The 19,750-nt window shown below is 72.6% G+C and carries 15 protein-coding genes; 7 read left to right on the top strand and 8 right to left on the bottom strand.

Annotation, left to right across the window (positions count from 1 at the left end):
* The first annotated feature begins 25 nt into the window (after positions 1-25).
* A complete protein-coding gene (locus tag OG933_RS37655; protein WP_405631421.1) occupies positions 26-2,962 on the top strand; it encodes an AAA family ATPase in 2,937 nt (978 codons plus the stop codon).
* Positions 2,963-3,064: 102 nt separating this feature from the next.
* Here the strand turns inward: OG933_RS37655 and OG933_RS37650 are convergent, their stop codons facing one another.
* Complete coding sequence (locus OG933_RS37650; protein WP_405631420.1) at positions 3,065-4,006, bottom strand: transmembrane domain-containing protein; 942 nt, start codon at positions 4,004-4,006, stop codon at positions 3,065-3,067.
* A 412-nt stretch (positions 4,007-4,418) separates the two neighbouring features.
* Here OG933_RS37650 and OG933_RS37645 point away from each other — a divergent pair, with 412 nt between their 5' ends.
* From OG933_RS37645 to OG933_RS37625, 5 genes are all read left to right on the top strand, one after another.
* Positions 4,419-5,045, top strand: coding sequence for a LuxR C-terminal-related transcriptional regulator (locus OG933_RS37645; RefSeq protein WP_405631418.1), 627 nt, complete (start codon positions 4,419-4,421; stop codon positions 5,043-5,045).
* A gap of 61 nt (positions 5,046-5,106) precedes the next feature.
* Positions 5,107-5,847, top strand: a complete 741-nt coding sequence (locus OG933_RS37640) for a class I SAM-dependent methyltransferase (RefSeq protein WP_362520978.1) — start codon at positions 5,107-5,109, stop codon at positions 5,845-5,847.
* 130 nt (positions 5,848-5,977) lie between these two features.
* Complete coding sequence (locus OG933_RS37635) at positions 5,978-6,193, top strand: DUF4177 domain-containing protein (RefSeq protein WP_054240582.1); 216 nt, start codon at positions 5,978-5,980, stop codon at positions 6,191-6,193.
* 188 nt (positions 6,194-6,381) lie between these two features.
* On the top strand, positions 6,382-7,884 hold the full coding sequence (locus OG933_RS37630) for an APC family permease (protein WP_362268276.1): 1,503 nt from the start codon (positions 6,382-6,384) through the stop codon (positions 7,882-7,884).
* A 1-nt stretch (position 7,885) separates the two neighbouring features.
* Entirely contained in the window at positions 7,886-8,302 is a 417-nt protein-coding gene (locus OG933_RS37625) for a universal stress protein (protein WP_405631415.1), read from the top strand.
* A gap of 49 nt (positions 8,303-8,351) precedes the next feature.
* Here the strand turns inward: OG933_RS37625 and OG933_RS37620 are convergent, their stop codons facing one another.
* From OG933_RS37620 to OG933_RS37595, 6 genes are all read right to left on the bottom strand, one after another.
* Positions 8,352-9,515, bottom strand: coding sequence for a substrate-binding domain-containing protein (locus tag OG933_RS37620; protein ID WP_362520971.1), 1,164 nt, complete (start codon positions 9,513-9,515; stop codon positions 8,352-8,354).
* A 70-nt stretch (positions 9,516-9,585) separates the two neighbouring features.
* Positions 9,586-10,695 (bottom strand): ABC transporter permease, encoded by a 1,110-nt coding sequence (locus OG933_RS37615; RefSeq protein ID WP_362520968.1) that lies wholly within the window; start codon positions 10,693-10,695, stop codon positions 9,586-9,588.
* A complete protein-coding gene (locus tag OG933_RS37610) occupies positions 10,692-12,239 on the bottom strand; it encodes a sugar ABC transporter ATP-binding protein (RefSeq protein ID WP_405631411.1) in 1,548 nt (515 codons plus the stop codon). The genes OG933_RS37615 and OG933_RS37610 overlap by 4 nt, the downstream gene beginning before the upstream one ends.
* A gap of 143 nt (positions 12,240-12,382) precedes the next feature.
* Positions 12,383-15,277 (bottom strand): SpoIIE family protein phosphatase, encoded by a 2,895-nt coding sequence (locus OG933_RS37605; protein ID WP_405631408.1) that lies wholly within the window; start codon positions 15,275-15,277, stop codon positions 12,383-12,385.
* A 167-nt stretch (positions 15,278-15,444) separates the two neighbouring features.
* Positions 15,445-17,091: a serine/threonine-protein kinase gene (locus OG933_RS37600; RefSeq protein ID WP_405631406.1), complete on the bottom strand. Its 1,647-nt coding sequence runs from the start codon at positions 17,089-17,091 to the stop codon at positions 15,445-15,447.
* 134 nt (positions 17,092-17,225) lie between these two features.
* On the bottom strand, positions 17,226-17,648 hold the full coding sequence (locus tag OG933_RS37595; RefSeq protein ID WP_054240575.1) for a YjbQ family protein: 423 nt from the start codon (positions 17,646-17,648) through the stop codon (positions 17,226-17,228).
* A gap of 89 nt (positions 17,649-17,737) precedes the next feature.
* Between OG933_RS37595 and OG933_RS37590 the strand changes: the two genes are divergently transcribed.
* A complete protein-coding gene (locus OG933_RS37590) occupies positions 17,738-18,814 on the top strand; it encodes an NAD(P)-binding domain-containing protein (RefSeq protein ID WP_405631403.1) in 1,077 nt (358 codons plus the stop codon).
* 12 nt (positions 18,815-18,826) lie between these two features.
* Here OG933_RS37590 and mltG read toward each other — a convergent pair whose 3' ends face one another.
* Positions 18,827-19,717, bottom strand: coding sequence for an endolytic transglycosylase MltG (mltG, locus tag OG933_RS37585; protein WP_405631401.1), 891 nt, complete (start codon positions 19,715-19,717; stop codon positions 18,827-18,829).
* Positions 19,718-19,750: the final 33 nt, after the last annotated feature.

The raw sequence follows: 19,750 nt of genomic DNA, 5'->3' as shown, positions 1-19,750 counted from the left end.
CAGTACCGGACCGGGAGGAGTGGGCGTGCCGAAGTGCGGGCCTGTCGTCGGCAGGGACAGCGAGATCCGGGAGGTCACCGACACCCTGGTGTCCACCGGTGCCTCGGCGCGCACCCTGCTGCTCGTCGGCGGAGCCGGAACAGGCAAGACCGCCGTGCTGGAACAGGCCCGCCGGACGGTGGTCGGGCAAGGCGCCCGGGTCCTGCGGCTGCGCTGTCACGACGGGGCGGCCGCGCCGGGCGCGGCCGCCCTCGCCGATGGCGTCCACCAGGTACTGACCACGGTCCACGACCGCTGGAGCCCGGCCCGCACCGGTGCCGTCCGCCGGACCCGGCTGCGCAACAGCGGCCGCGGCGGCGAGTTGACCCTGTTGTCCACGCTCGGCGAGGTGATCGGGGACGCGGCCCGTCACCTCCCCTTCGCGCTGCTGATCGACGACGTCGAGCGGATGCCGTCACCGACGGCGTCCGCCCTCGGCCTGCTGCTGCGGGTGTTCCGCCCGGTCGGCGTGCCGATGGTGCTGGCCGGCCGGCCCGCACACCCGGGAGACGAGGGTGTCCGGCAGCTCACCGTGGCGGCCGACCGGCTGCTCGAACTGCCGCCGCTGCGCCCCGCCGACGTGGAGGCCCTCGTGGTGCGGCGCCTCGGCCGCCCGGTCGAACCGGCCCTGGTGACGGCGGTGCTGCGGGCGTTGGGTCCGATGGCGGGCACCCCCGAGGCCGTGCTGTCGGTGCTCGACTCGATGGCGGAGCGCGGCGACTTCCTGGAGCTCGACGGTCATGTGTGCCTGACCGAGCCGGAACAGGCGCTGCGCCTCACCACGGACGTGGCGCGACTGAGCCGGCTCTGCCGGCCGGCCGGTCCCCCAGGCGCCGCGGCCCTGGACGCGGCGGCCCTGGAGGCGGCGGCCGCGGTGGCCCGCAACCTGGAGCACGCCGAGATACGGCTCGACGATCTGCACCGGCTGAAGCCGGGCGGCCCACGCCGGGCCGGCCTCGTCGACCGCACGCTGACCCCGCTGGTCGCGGACGGGATTCTCACCGTGGACGAGGACCGCCGCATCGCGTTCGCCGTTCCGGCCCTCGCGGCGGCGCTGCGCGCGCTGCCCACGCGCCATGCCGTGTCCTCGCTGCACGCCCTGATCACCCGATCGCTGACCGATCGGCTGGGCGCGGAGACGGCGGGGGGCGGCTGTCCCCGGCTGGCCGATCACGTGGCCGCCGCCGGGGCCGAGCTGGACGACGCCCTCGCGGTGGACGTACTGCTGGCGGCGGCCCGTACGGACGCCAGGTCCGACTGGTCGCGATCGGTGCGCGCCTACTCCTCGGCGCTCCGCCGCCTGCCGCCGCACGACCACCGCACCCCCGGCGTGCTGCGCGAGTCCGCCGAGCTGAGCCTGCGCCACGCCGATCACCCCGGTGCGCTGGCCCTGGGCGAACCGCTGTTCGCCTGCCTGGCCGCGCCCTCCGCCGAACAGGACCGGGAAGGGCCGGGGTACACCGCCGCAGTACCGGACCGGGAGGGGCTGGAGCACGTCGCCGGGGTGTGGGCGCTGGCGGCGTTGCACGAGCACCGGCTGCCGCCGTGCGACGTCGACGTCGACGCCGGTCCCCGGGGCCGTGCCGCGGTGGAGTGCGTCCCCGCCGTGGCCGGCTTCGGGGCGCTCGTCGGTCCCTACGGGCTCGGCCCGGTGACGCCCCGTCCGGGTACGGAGGCCCCCCGCGGGCCTGCCACCGCCGGCCCCCGGCCCGGGTCCGGGCCACTGCCCTCGGCGGCGGAACTCCGGCTGCTGGCCGGGGCCGCGGGCAGCCGCGCCGGGCTGCCGGACGTCCTGCCGCCCGGTGCGGACGGCGTACGGACCCTGGACAGGCTCCGGAACGCGACCGCGTACGCGGACCTGGCTGGCGCCCTGACCTGCGTGCTCGGGGACCGCTACCCGGGGGCGGGGAACAGCACCGCCGGGCTGTACCACGCCATGGTGCGCGCGTATCTGCAAGGGGACTGGGACCGGGCGCTGGCGTCCGCCCGCCGGATCGAGGCGCGCAGCCGGACCCGCGGCATCGCGGCCGGGCCCGCGCAGGCCGCCCGGGCGCTCGCGGCCGACATCCACTGCGCGCGCGGGGAGTTGGGGTACGCACGGGCGTGGCTGGAGCTGGTCCCGGGCACCGTGGCCCACCCGCTCGTCGCCTGGGCGAGGCTGGGCGTGCGGTACTGGTCGGGCCAGGTGGAGGAGGCGATGGAGGAGGCGCTCGACGAGGTGCGGCGGGCTCGGCGGAGCGGCCTGCTCTCGGGTATCGAGAAGGTGCTGGTGCGATACCTGTCGTTCGCTCTGCTGGAGGCCGTGCCGCAGGCCATGGAGCGGGCGCTGGACGAACTGGAGGCGCTGGACGAGGAGGTGGGCTCCCCCATGACGCGCGAGGCGGTGCTCCTCGGCCGAGGCGTGGTGCGCCGCGACGTGGACAGCGCGCTGGCCGCTATCCGGGCGGTGCGCCGACGGGGCGACGCGTACCTCGAACTGCTCTGCCACCTGGGTCTGGCGGAGATCGGCGACGACTCCGAACGTTGGCTGGCCGAGGCCACACGCGGCGCGCAGGCGCTGGGCATCGGGCGCGCCACCCGTACGTCGCTCGGCCATATGAAGCGGCGCCGGACCCTCGTCCTGCCGCGGGTGCGTCCGGCCAGGGACGAGTTGAGCGAGAAGGACATCGAGCTGACCACGATGGTCAGCCGGGGGGCGACCAACCGGCAGATCGCGGCGCGGCTCGTGTGGAGCGAGAAGACCGTGGAGCGGCGGCTGACGCGGCTGTTCCAGCGCACGGGCTGCCGCTCCCGGGTGGAGCTGGCGGCGGCCTGGCTGGACGGCAGCCTCGCCCGCCGTGACCTGGTGCCGGACGGCGCGCGCGGCGCGGCCGGGGGTTCGTTCCCCACCCCGGGCCCCGGGACGCCGTCGAGCCGGCGCTGACGTGCGGTGTGCCGGGCTCGGCACACCGGCCGGGTGTTGGCGGCCGGGCGCCCGACGTCGCGGACACCGCGCGCCGGGCACGGCCGCGCTCCGGTCGGCGGGTCAGTCGAGGCGGGCGGCGTGGGTGTCGATGGGCAGGCCGAGCCGGCCGGTGTCCAGGGAGCCGTCGGCGTTCACGTGGAAGTTCCAGTCGGCGTCGTCGCCGACGTAGCCGAGCACCAGGAGCGCGTCGGTGCCGCGCAGCGCGGCGTCCCGCCAGTTCTCGTCGCGGAACTGGGCGGCGGTCACCACGAAGAGGCGGCGGGCGTGTGTCCAGGCGGTCACCCGGGCGGTGCTGTCCGGCGGCGAGGTCTGAAGGGCCGTCGATCGCCGGTCGGAACCCGTCGGCACGCCGTCCCGGCAGGCCAGAGCCTCGTCCCGGGTGGCCGCGGCACGCAACCGGGCCGATCTCGCGCCCAGTCCGTCGGTGACCGACGCAGTGGCCGCCGAGCCCACCAGCACGACTGTGGCGAGCGACCCGACCGGTCCCCCGATCAGTTCGGTGATGAGGGCCTGCGCCAGGGACAGGACATCGTTGTCCTCACCCGTCAGGGCTATCGCCCCCGACAACAGCGAGAGGTCGACGAGCACCCTGTCGCCTCGATGGCGGCCGAGGGTGACGGTCAGGGAGTAGGGATGCGCCGCCTCGGCGCCCCCGTTCGCCGGAGTCGTCAGGTCCTTCGGTTCCACCCACCACTCCTTGCCCGAGAGGTCGGCGGTCCATGGCGCAGGCGCGGGGGCGTCGGCACCGGCGAGCAGCAACGTCAGCCGCTGACCCGAGTGGATGACCGCATGCACCTCGGGCAGCGCGCCTGCGCTGTGCGCCCGCCCCTCGGCCACGGCCCGCAGGCCCAGGGCGACCGTCTCGAGTTCCTTGCGGTGCACGCTCGGTCTCGCGGTACGGACCTGTCCGGGCAAGGAGTCGCGTCTGCGCAGGATCCACGCGGCGGCGGCCCCGAGCAGCACCAGGCCGAGCACCACGGACGGAACAATGGACGCGATCATGCGGCCACCTTTGTTACTAGAAGTTGCCAGAACTGGTCACCGGCTCTGCGGCGACGCCGTCCGCGGTGCTCCGCGGGCGCATCGCCAGGGGCCCGGTGGCACCCGGGGAAATGCCGCCGCCGATCGACCGGCAGCCGTGGGAGACGCCGAAACGCGTTTCCCCCCGCCATCGTGGTGCTTTCTCCCCTTCCGGTGGAAGGCGCGACCGCGAACCTTGCCGGTCCGTACAGGGAGAACGGGCCGGTCCGTACAGGGAGAACAGGCCGGTCCGTACAGGGAGAACGGGCCGTCCGCTCGCGCCAGGTTTCCCTCGGTCGGCGGGCGGCGGGCTCCTGACGCGGAGGTCCGGTCCTCCCGGGTGGCAGCATCGCCCTCCTGAACTCGTGGAGAATCTGTGTGATGGGGGGGGCGCATGCCTCGGCAAGCAGTCGGCGAGACCGTGCGCGTGGCGATCCACGCGCCCGCCCCCCTGGTCCGTGCCGGACTGGCCGGCTTCGTCGCACTGGACCCGCGTCTGCACGAACTGCCGCGGGACAGGATCGGTGAGGCCGACGCCATCGTGGTGGCCGTGGACGTGGCGGACGCCTCCGCCCTGGACCTGCTCCGCCGTCTGTGCGACAAACCCGGCGCACGTTTCCTCGTGGTGGTGGGCAAGAAGTGGCGGGCCGACCTGTCGGCCGCTCAGAAGCGGGGCGTCCGCGCCGTGGTGTGGTGGGACTTCTGCAGCCCCGACGTCTTCGCCCGGTCGGTGCGCGCGGTGGCCGGCAGCGAGGAGACCCCGCTCCCTTCCCCCCTCGCTCCCGAGCGGGCGGAACACCACGTCGTCGCCTCCCGGGGCCGGGCCGAGCCGCGACTGAACGCTCGCGAGGTGGACGTGCTGCGCCTCATCGCCGAGGGAAAGCAGTGCGACGAGATCGCGATCGAACTCTCCTACTCCGAACGCACGGTGCGTTACATCCTCTACGGCGCGATGAAGCGGCTGCGGACGCGCAACCGCGCCCACGCCGTCTCCCACGCCATCCGGGCCGGGCTGATCTGAGCTGCCGACGGCAGGAAATCTCGTCGACAGCGCGCCGCCGCACCCGGCACAGTGGCCGCTTGTGACGAGCAGCGAACTGTGGACCCGTGCGACCGCCGACCGCTACGACGCCGAGGAGGGCGAGATGTCCTCGGCCGCCGTCCTCGGACCGACCCTCGACTTCCTCGCCGAACTCGCCGGCGACGGCCGGGCACTGGAATTCGCCATCGGAACCGGACGCGTGGGTGTCCCGCTCAGGGAACGCGGCGTGCCCGTGGTGGGCGTCGAACTGTCCGAGCACATGGCGGCGGTCCTGCGGCGCAAGATCGACGAGGACAGGCTCCCGGTCACCGTCGGGGACATGGCCACGACCGTCGTGCCCGGCGAGTTCGCCCTGGTGTATCTCGTCTACAACACCATCACGAACCTGCTCACGCAGGACGAGCAGGTCGAGTGCTTCCGCAACGCCGCGCGGCACCTGGCGCCCGGCGGCCGCTTCGTCATCGAGCTGGGGGTGCCGCCGCTGCGGTTCCTGCCGCCCGGGCAGGTCGCGGTGCCGTTCGACGTGTCCGAGCGGCATCTCGGCTTCGACACCTTCGACCTGGTCGAACAGATCCTCGTCTCGCACCACTTCACCCGCGACGCCGACGACGGCGGCTACCGCCGCGCCAACTCCCGGCACCGGTACGCGTGGCCCGCGGAGCTCGACCTGATGGCACGGATCGCGGGACTCGGACTGGAACGGCGCGTCGCGGACTGGGGCGGCGCACCGTTCACCCAGGACTCCACGAAGCACATCTCCGTGTGGCGCAAGCCGACCTGACACGCCGTGGCGCAAGCCGACCTGACACGCCACGTTCCGGGCCGAACTCCCTCCGAAGCGTGCGGCGACATGGATCGGTGATTGGCTGTCCCCGTTTCCGGTAGCCAGTCCACCCCCAGGAGGCCCCGTCATGAGCAGTTCCTACGCACTCGAGTACAAGGTCGTCACCTTCCGCGAGTCACTGATCGGCGACGCGCTGGACAGCGACAAGCTGGAGAAGGTCCTCAACAAGCACGCCGAGGACGGCTGGGCCCTCAAGGCGATCACGTCCGCCGACGTCAAGGGCCGGATCGGGCCCGGTGCGGTCGAGGGCCTGCTCCTCACGCTGGAGCGTCCGCGCCGCTGACCCTCGCGGTCCTGCCTACGGGTGCCGCTCCGCGGAAGGCCGTGGAGCGGCACCGGCCCGCCTCCGGATGCCCTCGCTGCTCCGTCGGTGACACCCGTGACCCATAAGCCCTCAATGACACCGAAAGTCGCAAAGCTCCCTGTTGTATGGCTGCTGCAGGGCGTCACGCACAACCGGAGCGAGGGAACATGGCCAACGACACCACCGACGCACGTCCACCCGACGGGTTGAAGGCCAATGCGATCGGGTTCGTCGACGCGCTCGTCATCGGGCTCAACGCCACCTCACCGGCGTATTCACTGGCGGCGGTGATCGGTCCGATCGTGGCGCTCGTGGGCATCTACGCCCCCGGCGTGCTGGTCGCCTCGTTCGTGCCGATGCTCCTGATCGCGTCGGCGTTCTACTACCTCAACAAGGTCGACCAGGACTGCGGCACCACCTTCTCGTGGGTCACCCGGGCCATGGGGCCATGGGCCGGCTGGCTGGGCGGTTGGGCCATCACCATGACCGGGGTGCTGGTCGTCGGGTCACTTGCCGACGTCGCCGTGAGCTTCGCGCTGCTCGCCTTCGGCCTCGACAGCTGGGTCGACAACGACTTCGTACGCCAACTGCTCGCGGTGTTGCTGATCCTCGTGATGACCGCCGTGTGCGTCATCGGCACCGAGGTGTCCGCCAAGGTGCAGAACGTGCTCATCCTCGCCCAGGTCGTCTGTCTGCTCGCTTTCGTCGTCGTGGCGCTCTACCGCGTCTACGCGGGCACCAGCACCTTCGATTCCGTCGAACCGTCGTTCGGATGGCTCAACCCCTTCGGCGCCGGCGGCGCGACACTGACCGGAGCCCTGCTGCTGGGCGTGTTCATCTACTGGGGCTGGGAGTCCGCGGTCAATCTCACCGAGGAGGTCGAGGACTCGGCCACCGCGCCCGGCAAGGCGGGCGTCTGGTCGACGGTCATCCTGCTGGTGACCTACGTGTCGGTCGGTTTCGCCGTCGTGGCCTACGCCGGAACGACCTTCCTGGCCGAGAACGCCGACGAGGAGGAGTTCATCTTCGCCCTGCTCGCCGGCAAGGTGATGGACGGCTGGGACTGGGTCGTACTGCTGGCGGTCTCCACCTCCGCGCTGGCGTCGACACAGACGACGATCATCCCGGCGTCCCGTACGGCGCTGTCCATGGCACGCCGTCAGGCGCTGCCCGCGCACTTCGCCCACATCCACCCGCGGTTCCGCACCCCCGACGTAAGTACCTGGTGGGTCGCCGGCATCGCCATCGCCTGGTACCTCGTCCTCAACCAGATCAGCACCAACGCGCTCTTCGACTCGCTCACCGCGCTGTCGTTGCTGATCGCCTTCTACTACGCCCTCACCGGTGTGGCCTGCGCCGTCTACTACCGCCGCCATCTGACCGAGAGCGTCCGCCACTTCGTGCTCATCGGCCTCGGCCCCCTCGTCGGCGCCGGGCTGCTGGCGTGGCTCCTCGTGGAATCGGTCTCCGACATGTCCGACCCCGCGAACTCCTACACCGGCGCCTCGTGGCTCGGGGTCGGCCCGCCGCTCGTCATCGGCGTCGGCATCGCCGTCACGGGTGTGGTGCTCATGGTGCTGTGGCGGCTGAAAGCACCCGCCTTCTGGTCGGAACGCGCGGGCGTGGCCGACCCCGACCTCGTCCACGGTGTCCCCGGCAAGGAGTCCTGAGATGGCGATCGTCCTCGGCTACGACGAGTCTCCCGGCGCGGTTCGTGCCCTGCGCATCGCGATCCAGACGGCCGCCGCGTTCCGTGAGCGCCTCGTGCTGGTCTACGGCGCCGCGGCCCCGGGGTCGGGGGGCGAGGAGTACCGGGCCCACCACGAGGCCGTGCGCGAGGCCGGACGCATCGCCCTCGATCACGCCGTCGCGGAGGCCGAGGCGGCGGGCGTACCCACGACCGTCGAGGTCATCGACCAGAAACCGGCGCAGGCGCTGATCGACGCCGCGTCACGCCACGGGGCGAGGTTCATCGTGGTGGGCAGCTGGGGCGAGAGCCCGATGCGCGGGGCGCTGCTGGGCTCGACCCCTCACAAACTCCTGCACCTGTCGAGCATCCCGGTGCTCTGCGTCCCGACCGAGCCATAGGCCGCCGCACCCACCGTCACCCGGGCCGGTCGAATCCCTGCGCCGGGTGTCACCTGCCCCAGATCCTCCGGTACGCCTCCCGGTACCCCGACGGGTCCCAGGTCGTGTCACCGGCGCTGTTGTCGGCCGTGGCGATGTGGACGGGGGCCGTGTACCCGCTGGCGGGACGGCCGGAGAAGGCGCGGTTGAACTCGTCGACGATCTGCCAGCCCTGCAGGGACAGCGGCTCGGGCACGGTGGCGGCCTGGTACTGCCCGCTGTTGATGCGCTGGAAGGCGGAGGGGTCGCCGTCGCCGGCGCCGATGTTGAAGGGCGGGCCGGAGCCCTTTTCCCCGGCCGCCCGGAAGGCGGGGGCGGCGTCGGCGAAGTACAGGTCGTTGATGGCGACGGAGTGGGTCCAGCTGCTCCGGAATCGGGAGAGCAGGGAGGCGATCTCGCGCGGGGTGCGACTGCTCGCGTCCGGGATCGGGATGTTCTCGTACGCGAGCAGCCGCACACCCGGACAGGTGGCGAGCTCCTTCCTGATCAGGTCGGACTTGTTCCTGGCGAAGGGAATCGAGGCATCGGTGATGAGCACGACCCCCGCGCGGCCGTTGGAGGTCGAGATGATCCACCGCGCGCTGATTCCCGCCACCTCCTCGACGTCGGTGGTGACGTTGGTGAAGAGCTCGGGACGCCGGCTGGGGCCGGGGGCGGCGACCGCGTGCCAGCCGATGAGCGGGATGCCCGCCGCGTCGGCCCGCGCGACCTGTCTCGACGTCGCGTCGGGGTCGAACCCGCCGATGACGATGCCCGACGGCTTGAGGGCCACGGCCTCGCTCATGGCCGCCTGGATACCGGTGGGGGTGCCCGCGCCGTCGATCACCCGGACGTCCCATCCGATGACCTGCGCGGCTTGCCTCACCCCGTCGGCCGCGCCGGCGACTCCGGGATTGGTCATGGTTTGGGCGACGTAGACGATGGTCTTGCCGGCCACCGCCGTGGGGCCGCTGGTCGGCCCGTTCCAGGGGATGTCGGTCTCCTCCGCCCGCGCGACGGCCGCCCGGGCCCTGGCCTGGACAGCGGGGCAGCCGCTCGGGCCGTCGGTGGATTCCTGCGGGCCGCCCGAGGAGCCGCGTTCGCAGCCGGCCAGCAGGGTCGCCGTTGCCAGCAGGGCGCAGGCGGCGAGCCGAGCCTCGTAGGCGCCAGGGGTCGCTGTGCGGCTGCCGTACACGGGAGCTCCTCACGTGGGGACGAGCGGGAGGATGCGGCTGGGGGCCACGGAGGTGGTGCCCGCGGCGCGGTCAGGAAGCGCTGCCCGCTGTGCCGTCGTCGGGCGTCGAAGCGGGCGGCGGCCGAGGCGGCAGGGCGGGCGCGTCGCGGCCCGCGAAGGCGCCGGTGCGCATGCGGCGGCGGGCCGCGTAACCCGCCAGGCCGACGGCGAGGAGCAGGGTGCCGCCGTAGAACAGCGGGACCGTCCAGAAGTCGGCGCCCAGTTGGCCGATGCCGGTGAGACCAACGGCGAGGACGGCGACGGCGACCACGGTGCCGATGGCGTTGGGGCGGCCGGGTTTGATCGCGGTGGAGCCGAGGAGAGCGCCGACGAAGGCGGGCAGCAGGTAGTCGAGGCCCACGCTCGGATTGCCGATCTGCTGCTGGGCCGCGAGCAGCACACCGGCGAAGCCGACGATCAGTCCCGATGCGGTGAACGCGTAGACGGTGTACCTGCGGGTCGGGATGCCGACGAGGTCGGCCGCGCGCGGGTTCGAGCCGACGACGTACAGGTACCGGCCGAGCGGCAGTCGCTCCAGCACCGTCCACAGGACGACCGCGAGAGCCAGCACGTAGAAGGCGGGCACGGGAAGGCCGAGGAACGTGGAGTCGTAGAGGTCCGTGAAGGCGGGCGGGAGGCCTTGCGGGCCGGGGACGATCCGGCCGCCGTCGGTGATCCAGCCGGTCACGGCGTACATCATGCTGCCGGTCCCGAGGGTGGCGATGAAGGAGTCGATCCGGCCGAACACGACGATGACACCGTTGAGGACGCCCACGACCGCCCCTGCGACGATCACCGCCAGGCAGGCGAGCGGCCAGGGCCACCGCTCGTGGACGACGAGTTGCAGCACCGTGACGTGCGCCAGGCCGAGGCCGTAGCCGATGGAGAGGTCGAACGCTCCGGTCACGATGGGGACCATGGCGGCGAGCGCGAGGACGGCCGGGATCGACTGGTTGGACAGGATCGAGTCGACGGTGTCCAGCGTGGGGAAGGTGCGCGGCAAGGCGAGGGAGAAGATCAGGACGAGCAGGGCGGTGAGGGCCAGGAGACCGTACGCGCCGATGAGGTGCCCGGGGCCGTGCAGTCGCCCCGGTCGGCGCGGTCGTGGCCGGGGCGAGGAGGGGGAGGGCGGGGCGCTCACGGGTTCGTCCCGGCCCCTGGAGAGGGCATGGCCGAAGCCGCCCGGGTGAGCCCGGCGACCGTGAGGGCCGCACCGCTCAGCTCGGCCGTCACGGACCCGCGGACGAAGACCAGGGTGCGCCGGCACACGCCCGCCACCTCCTCGAAGTCGGTGGAGATGAGCAGGACCGCGAGGCCGTCGGCCAGCGCTTCGTCGAGCAGGCGGTGGAGCGCGGCCTTGGCGCCGACGTCCACGCTCGCGGTCGGCTCCTCGAGGATCAGCAGGCGCAGGCCCACCCGGAACCACCGGCCGATCATGACTTTCTGCTGGTTTCCGCCGGACAGGGTGGCGATGGGGGCCTCGCTGTCACGGGGGCGTACCGAGAACCGTTCGATCAGGGTGACGGCCTCGGCGCGTTCGCGCCGGGGGTTGATCCAGCGCAGCGCCGACAGGCCTCCCGCGCGGGGATTGGCCAGGAGGTTCTCCCGCACGGTCAGCTCGGCGAGGCAGCTCTCCCGCAGTCTGTCGCCGGGCACGAGGCCGACCCCTGTTCCGACGGCCTCGGCCACCGTGCGGGGCCGGTACGGCCGACGGTCGAGAAGGGCCCGCCCGCCGATCAGGGGACGGGAGCCCGCGAGGGCCCGGCCCAGGTCCAGGTGGCCGGCGCCCGAGAGGCCGACCAGGCCCAGGGCTTCCCCGGCCCTCAGTTCCAGGCTGACCGGTCCTGTGCCTGCGGTCCTCACACCGTCCAGGGTCAGGACGGTCGCCCCGTCGGCCGGCGCCTTGGCGGGGTGGTGGTCCGTCAGGTCCTCGCCGACGATGTCGTGCACCAGACGGGAGGGGCTGTGGCCCGCCAGCGAGCCGTGGCTGACGAGGCGGCCGTCACGCAGTACGGCGAAGGTGTCGGCGACTTCGTACACCTCGTCCAGGCGGTGGCTGACGTAGAGGACGGCGTGCCCCCGGTCGCGCAGGGTGTGCAGGACCCGGAACAGCCGGGCACAGTCCGCGGCGGGGAGGCGGGCGGTCGGTTCGTCGAGGACGATGAGCTTCGCGCGCGCCGCCAGTGCCCTGGCGATCGCGACCAGCGAACGCTCGGCCGGGGAGAGTCGGGCGGCCGGTGCATCGGGGTCGAGAGGTCCGGCGACGAGACGCAGGGCGTCCACGCAGCGCTCGCGGGTCCGCCGCCAGGAGATCAGTCCGGCACGGCGCGGATATCCGGTGCTCAGGGCGATGTTCTCGGCGACCGTCATCCACTCCACGAGACCCAGGTCCTGGTGGATGAACGACATGCTGCGGGAGGCCGCCCGGCTCCCGAGCGGATGGCCGTCCACCGTGATCCGCCCCGCGTCGGCGTGGTGGACGCCGGCCAGCACCTTGATGAGCGTGGACTTTCCGGCGCCGTTGGGCCCGAGGAGGGCGAGGACGCTGCCTGCGTGGACGTCGAGGTCGACCCCGGCCAGCGCGAGGGTCCCGCCGAACCGCTTGCCGAGCCCGCGGATCCGGACCACGGGTTCCGCATCGACGGGCGCAGCCGCTTCGGCGGACGTGTCGGGAGCGTCGTGCACGGACATCTCCGGGGGTCGGCCTGGCGATTTCTTCCCGACGTTCACCGGCATACTATCCGAGGAAATCTCATCATTTCGGACAATTCGGCTCGCCGTGACTCCAACGGGTCAGCGGGCCGCGCCCGGAGCGCCGGGCTTCCCGCTCACGCCGCGTCGAGCCCGCATTCGGCCCAGATGACCTTGCCCTGCGGGAGGTAGCGCGTACCCCAGGCCTGTGAGAGCTGCGCGACGAGGAACAGGCCACGCCCGCCCTCGTCGGTGCTGGCCGCCCGGCGCAGGTGCGGGGCGGTGTTGCTGGAGTCGGAGACCTCGCAGATCAGGGTGCGGTCGTGCAGCAGCCGCACCCTGATGGGCCCGGCGCCGTGGCGGATGGCGTTGGTGACCAGCTCGCTCAGTATCAGTTCCGCGGCGAACGCCGCCTCGTCGAGTCCCCAGTCGGCCAGTCGCCCGAGGGCGGACGCGCGCACTTCACCGACGAAGGCCGGGTCGGCGGGCAGCTCCCAGGTGGCGATCCGACCAGGGTCCAGGGCGTGGGTGCGGGCGACGAGCAGGGCGATGTCGTCGCACGGGTGGGCGGGCGCCACGGTGTCCAGGATCGCCTGGCAGGTCTCCTCGGGGGTGCGCTCCGCGTGGGCGAGGGTCCCGCGCAGCTCGTCGAGGACGACGTCGACGTCGCGGTGCCGGTCCTCGATGAGCCCGTCGGTGTAGAGGACCAGCTGACTGCCCTCGGGAAGATCGATCTCGACCGCGTCGAAGGGCAGGCCGCCGAGGCCGAGCGGGGGCCCGGCCGGCAGGTCGGGGTACGACACCTTGCCGTCGGGGCGGACCAGCGCGGGCGGCGGATGACCGGCCCGGGCCAGCACGCACCGCTGCGAGGTCGGGTCGTAGATGGCGTACAGGCAGGTCGCGCCGATGATGCCGACCCCCTCGCCGTCGGGGTCCTCCCGGTCCAGGCGGCCCACGAGGTTGTCGAGGTGGGTGAGGACTTCGTCCGGGGGGAGGTCGAGTTCGGCGAAGCTGCGTGCGGCGGTGCGCAGCCGGCCCATGGTGGCGGCGGACAGCATGCCGTGGCCGACGACGTCGCCGACGATGAGGCCGACCCGGGTGCCGGACAGGGGGATGACGTCGTACCAGTCCCCGCTGACGTCGGATTCGGCGGGCAGGTAGCGATGGGCGACCTCGACGGCGTCCTGATCGGGCAGACCGTGCGGGAGCAGTCTGCGCTGCAGGGCCAGGACCATGGTGCGTTCGTGGGTGTAGCGCCGGGCGTTGTCGATGGACAGGGCGGCGCGGGTGGCGAGTTCCTGGGCCAGCGAGCGGTCGTCGTCCCCGAAGGGGGCGGGATCCTGGGCGCGGTAGAAGCTGGCGACGCCCAGGACGACACCGCGGGCGACGAGGGGTACGACGATGAGGGAGTGCACGTCCGCCGGCAGCCGTTCGGCGTGCTCGGGGTCCTGGGCGAGCCAGCCCGCGGCGGCCTTCAGGTCCGGTTCCAGTACTGCCTGTCCACCGGCCAGGCACCGCAGCTGGGACGTGGCCGGACCGAAGTCCGTCCGCTTGCCGGCCGGGGTGAAGGGAAGGGCGTCGCGGATGCCGTGGACCACGGTACGGCGCAGGTCGTCGAGGGGGTCGATGGCTTCCTCGCCACGCAGTACGGCCTCGGACAGGTCGACGGTGACGAAGTCGGCCAGCCGCGGGACCGCCGTCTCGGCGAGTTCCTCGGCGGTACGGCGCACGTCCAGGGTGGCGCCTATGCGGCCGCTGGCCTCGGAGAGCAGTTCCAGGCGGCGGCGCGCGGCAAGGGCGTACGCCCCTACGAACGGCTCCCCCACCAGCACGAGCCGCCTGGCCGAGGACGGCGGTACGGGGCGATCGCCCGTGGCACCGTCCACGCCGTCCGGGCCGGCGGCTCCGGCGGCCGTGACGCCCTTGGGGCCCGTGACGCCCTTGGCGCCTGCGGTGAACCTGCCGGGTGTCGCGTCGGGAAGGTGTCCGGACGGCAGGGTGGCGGAGAGCCGCGCGGCCGGTGGACCGGCAGAGACGACGGCGAGCTCGGCGGGGAAACCCGCCACCTCGCCCACCTGGCGCGGGATGACCAGGGGCTCTGTTGGAGAGGAGTACGGCAGGACGGCCTCGACCGCGATGCCCTCCACCCCGGAGGCACTCGTCATGGGTCGGCTCACGAGCGTGATCCGCCGGCCGTCGGGCAGGGGCACGTCGACGGCGGCCCGCTGCGCGCGGGAGATCAGCTCGGCGGCTTTCTCCATGAGGGCCGCCTGGTCCCGGGAGCTCAGCTCGGGGGCCAGCTCGTCCACCGCGATACCGCGGTGGAGGCCGCCGGCGGCTTCGGCTCCGGTGGTCAGGTACGCCCGCAGCAGAGCGCGCTCCCGCCCGGAACTCTGCCCCAGCAGCCGCCGCTCCATGGCCTGCGCCGCTTTGCGTATCACGGCACGCAGCGCCGGGTTCTCGGCGCCGCGCGGATAGCCGAAGCACAGGACCCCCTCGATGCGCCCGCTGAGGGGGTCGCGGACGGGAAGCGCGACACAGGCGCTCGCCTGGGAGCGCTCCGCGAAGTGCTCGGCCCCGTAGACCCGGATGAGCTGCCGCTCGGCCAGGGCGAGACCGATGCCGTTGGTACCGGCGACCCGCTCGGCGAACACGAAGCCCGGGACCCTCTGGATCGCCGGGAGTTTTCTGGCCAGCGACGCCTGGCCGAAACGGCGCAGGAGGACCGTCCCGTGCGCGTCGGCGACGGAGATGTTGATCTCGCTGCCGGAGAACCTGGCCTGCAACCGGTCGAGCACCGGCACGGCGGCGCGGACGATCCGGCCGTCCGGATCGAAATCCTCCAGGAAGGGAAGATCGGACTGGTCCGGCGAGAGGCCCAGGGTCCGGCAGCGCTGCCACGAGTCCAGGATCGACGTGCGCACGCCCTGCTCCACCGGCTCACCCTGCAGAAACCGCTCACGGGAGCGGACGGGCCCCGTGCCGTCCGCGGCACGTCCCGCCGACCTCGGTTCCCCGCCGAACCGAACCACTCTTCGCCTCACCTGCGCCCGATTAGTCTCATTTCAACAAAATAATCCGATATCGGTGAGGATACGGGCATCAGGGGCACTAGTCACGGTTCACGAGGTCCCGCACGGGTGCGGTGACCCGGGGGCCGGGGCCCGCCCCGGCACCTCCGCTGCCCGTCCGCCTCCGTTCACCCCCGCACGGCGAACTGGCTCCCGGTCTTCTCACCGTCCTGCGTGACCGCGGCGGCCACGCAGCGGAAGACGCGCAGCCCCTTGTCCCATTCCGCCGCCGTCGGCGGGAGGATGTCGACGTTCCACTCGTCCGCGACCTCACGGCCACCTTCGACCATGGACTCGGCCATGACCTGCTGAGAACACAGCGCCTTCACGTCGGGATGCTTGATCAGATCCCGCGCGTTGTTCGTCATGCCGTCCTCCGGCAGCGGGGCGATGGCGAAGGTCTCCCACACATGCCGGGTCTGGCAGTCCGCGCGACTGACGGTGATGATGCCCGAGATATCCGTGATGCCGCTCCAGCACTCGGGGGTCGCGACACATCGGCCGCCCACGCCGTCGACGCCCGTCGCGGGGCAGTTCGCCGTCGTGGTCGCCACCCCTCCGAAGCCGGACGCACCCTTGCCCTCGGTCGTCGCGGCGGAGGAGGAGGCTGTCGAGGGAGAGCCCTCGCCCCCGCGGTCCTGCCGGTCGTTCTGATACGTCACCACGGTGACCGACACGCTCACCGAGACGGCCACGGCGGCCAGGACGGCGATCAGCCGGGGGCGCCGCGCCCCCTTCCGCCCACCGTCACCGTCGCCGCCCGGACCGACGGCCGCGGTCGTCCGGCCCGCGTCACGGAGGGACGGCGGCGGAGGGGCGCCCCCGTACGGAAGAGCCACATCGCGCGGCCCGGTGTACGAAGCGGGCGACGCATCCCGGTACGACGGAGCGGTGGTGGTGCCGAATGCCGGTCCGAAGCCGCCGGCGCCTCCCGCGTCGAGGGTGTCCGGATCATCGAGATCGACGGCGGCGAGAGCGTCCCGGAACGCGCCCGCGTCGGACAGTCGCCGGGCCGGGTCCGAGGCCACGGCGTGCCTGAGAACCGAGTTGAGGGCCGCCGGCACTCCGGGCAGGGCGGGGTACGGCCAGGTGTGGCGCACGATCAGTTCGGCGAGGCTGAGCTGGGTCCCGTCGTCCGGGTGATGCGGCGGACAGCCACGCAGCAGGGCGTAGACCGTGGCGGCCAGTGAGTACACATCGCCGGCCGGAGTGGGTTCCGCCATGTGGAAGGCCTCGGGCGGCGCGTACGCGGGGGTCAGCGCCTCCCGTGTCACGGACAGTTCCCGCCCCGGCCGGGGCATGGCGGCCAGCCCGAAGTCGGTGAGGGCCACACCGCCGTACCGGTTGACCATGACGTTGCCGGGCTTGATGTCGCGGTGCAGCACCCCGACCGCGTGAGCGGCCGCCACCGCGTCCGCGAGGCCCACGCCGATCTCGCGTGCTTCCTTGAGCGGCAGGGGTCCCTGCCGGTGCAGCCGGTCGCCGAGCGAGCCGCCGGGGCACAACTCCAGGACCATGTAGGGGCGGTTGTCGGCAAGCACCCCGGCGTCGTACACCGGCACCACGTGCGGGTGCCCGGACAGTTGCCCGGCCGCGGTGACCTCACGCAGGAAACGCTGCCGGTCGCGCGGTGTGGACAGCGTCCTGCCGTCCACCTTCAGTGCGACCTCCCGGCCCACGGCCAACTGCCTGGCCCGGTACACCGTGGCGAACCCACCCTGACCCAGGACCTCCTGGATCTCGTACCCGGGCAGTTCCATTCGTTCGAGCCCCACGTGCCGTACCCCCAGCGCACAGTCCCGGGCAGAACGTCCGACCGAGGATGAGGCGAGACTCTAGCCCAGCGGAGGCCGCCGCCCTCGATGCCCTGTGCGAATCGAACCTCTCCCACGGGGACGACGGACCTTCCTCACCCCAGGAAGCTCAACCGCACCTGGCGGTCGGGGTTGTCCTTGTTGGTGTCCACCAGGCACACCGACTGCCATGTGCCCAGTTCCAGCCGTCCGTCCACGACCGGCAGGGTCGCGTGCGGCGGGACGAAGGCCGGGAGGACGTGGTCGCGGCCGTGGCCGGGGCTGCCGTGCCGGTGCTGCCAACGGTCGTCGGCGGGGAGGATGGTGTGCAGCGCGGCCAGGAGGTCGTCGTCGCTTCCGGCGCCCGTCTCGATGATCGCGATCCCGGCCGTGGCGTGCGGGACGAAGACGTTCAGCAGGCCGCCGCGCCCGGCGGCCACCTCACGCAGGAACGCCTCGCAGTCCCCGGTCAGGTCGACGACCCTCTCCCGGGAGCCTGAGGAGATGTGCAGAACTCGGGTGGTGAACGCATCTGACATGCCCCCCATCCTGACTCATACGCCGGTACCGAGTCCGATCTCACAGCCGAACCGGGAAGATCCACACCGACCCTTCTGTTGGCGCAGGCGTGAACAGCTTGCGTGAGGTCGAGGTGGTCGTCATAGGCGCCGGCCAGGCGGGTCTGGCCGCCGCCTATCACCTGAGGCGTACCGGTTTCGAGCCGGAGCGCGACTTCGTGGTGCTCGACCACGCCCCCGCCGCCGGCGGTGCCTGGCAGTTCAGGTGGCCCTCGCTGACGTACGGCAAGGTGCACGGGATGCACGCGCTGCCCGGCATGGAGCTGACGGGCGCGGATCCCGCGCGACCGTCGTCCGAGGTCGTCGCCGAGTACTTCGACTCCTACGAGCGCGCCTTCGACCTGCGCGTACGGCGCCCGGTCGACGTGCGGGCGGTGCGTGAGGGCACCGGCGGGCGGCTGGTCGTCGAGACCTCGGACGGTACGTGGTCCACGCGGGCCCTGATCAACGCCACCGGCACCTGGGACCGGCCGTTCTGGCCGCGCTACCCCGGCCAGGAAACCTTCCGCGGCCGACAGCTGCACACCGCGCGGTATCCGGGCCCCGAGGCGTTCGCCGGGCTGCGGGTGGTCGTGGTGGGCGGTGGCGCGTCCGGCACCCAGCACCTGCTGGAGATCGCGCCGTACGCGGCGGAGACCACGTGGGTGACGCGGCGGCCCCCCGTCTTTCGCGAGGGGCCCTTCGACGAGGGCGCGGGCCGCGCCGCCGTCGCGCTCGTGGAGGAGCGGGTGCGGCAGGGGCTGCCGCCGAAGAGCGTGGTGTCCGTGACGGGACTGCCGCTGAACGACGCGATCCGGCAGGGGCTCGCCGACGGGGTGCTGGACCGGCTGCCCATGTTCGACCGGATCACTGCGGACGGCGTGGAGTGGGACGACGGGCGGCGGGTCACCGCCGATGTCATCCTGTGGGCGACGGGCTTCCGGGCCGCCATCGACCATCTCGCGCCGCTGCGGCTGCGTGAGCCGGGCGGTGGGATCCGGGTCGAGGGCACGCGTGCCCTCGCCGATCCCCGCGTCCATCTCGTCGGCTACGGGCCGTCGGCCAGCACCATCGGTGCCAACCGGGCCGGCCGCGCCGCCGTACGGGACATCCGGCGACTCCTCGCGGAGGAGCCGGTCGCCGTCTGATGCCCCGCCAGGTCACCGGGCCGCCGCCGACTGGCTCCTCGGGCTCTGCCCTCGCGGACGCGGGCTCGCCGGGCTCTGCTGGTTCCGGTTGAACTCGGCGACGTTGCGCTGGTGCTCCGCGTAGCTCGCCGTGAAGCGCGTGTCGCCCGGCTTGACCGTGACGAAGTACAGCCAGTCGCCCGGGGTGGGACTGATGGCCGCGCGCATCGCCTCCTCGCCGGGGTTGTCGATCGGCGTCGGCGGCAGGCCCATGCGCTGGTAGGAGTTGTAGGGGCTCTCGACACGGGTGTCGGTCTCCGTCGTCTTCAGCGTGAAGCGGTTCAGCGCGTAGTTGATGGTGGAGTCCATCTGCAACGGCAGCCCGCGCTCCAGGCGGTTGAACACGACCCGGGCCACCTTGCCCATGTCCGCCTTGGTGGCGGCCTCGGCCTGCACGAGGCTGGCGATGGTGACCGTCTGATAGACGTTCATGGCGTTGCGCTGGGCGCCGGCCGCCGTCGGCGGCGCGCTGAACTTCTTGTTGGCGGTGGCGACCATGTAGGAGAGCAGCGTCTGCGGCGTCGCCTTCTTGTCCAGCGGATACGTCGCCGGGAAGAGGTAGCCCTCCGGGTTGCCCTCGGCGTCGTTCGGCAGCTTCAGCCCGGCCTTCGGCAGCGCGTTCCTGGTGGTGCCGGCCGGCAGGGCGAGCGCCTTGTCGACGGCCTCGTAGACCTGGCTCGCGCGCCAGCCCTCCGGGATGACCAGGGTCGCCGGCTTCGGCTTCGGCTTCTCCTTCGGACTCTCCAGGCTCAGCAGCGGCACCGCCACGGCGGTGCCGGCCACGACGGCTCCGGTCGCGATGAGGACGAGACGGCCCCGGCGCGTCAGTCGAATCGTGCTCCGTGGCGGAGTGTTCATCTGCATGCGGGCACGGTAACCCTCACATCGTCACAAACC

The organism is Streptomyces sp. NBC_00016 (assembly GCF_045040885.1).
GTDB classification, from domain to species: Bacteria; Actinomycetota; Actinomycetes; order Streptomycetales; family Streptomycetaceae; genus Streptomyces; species Streptomyces coriariae.
Note: the sequence above shows the minus strand (reverse complement) of the source record. Positions and strands in the feature narration are given on the sequence as shown.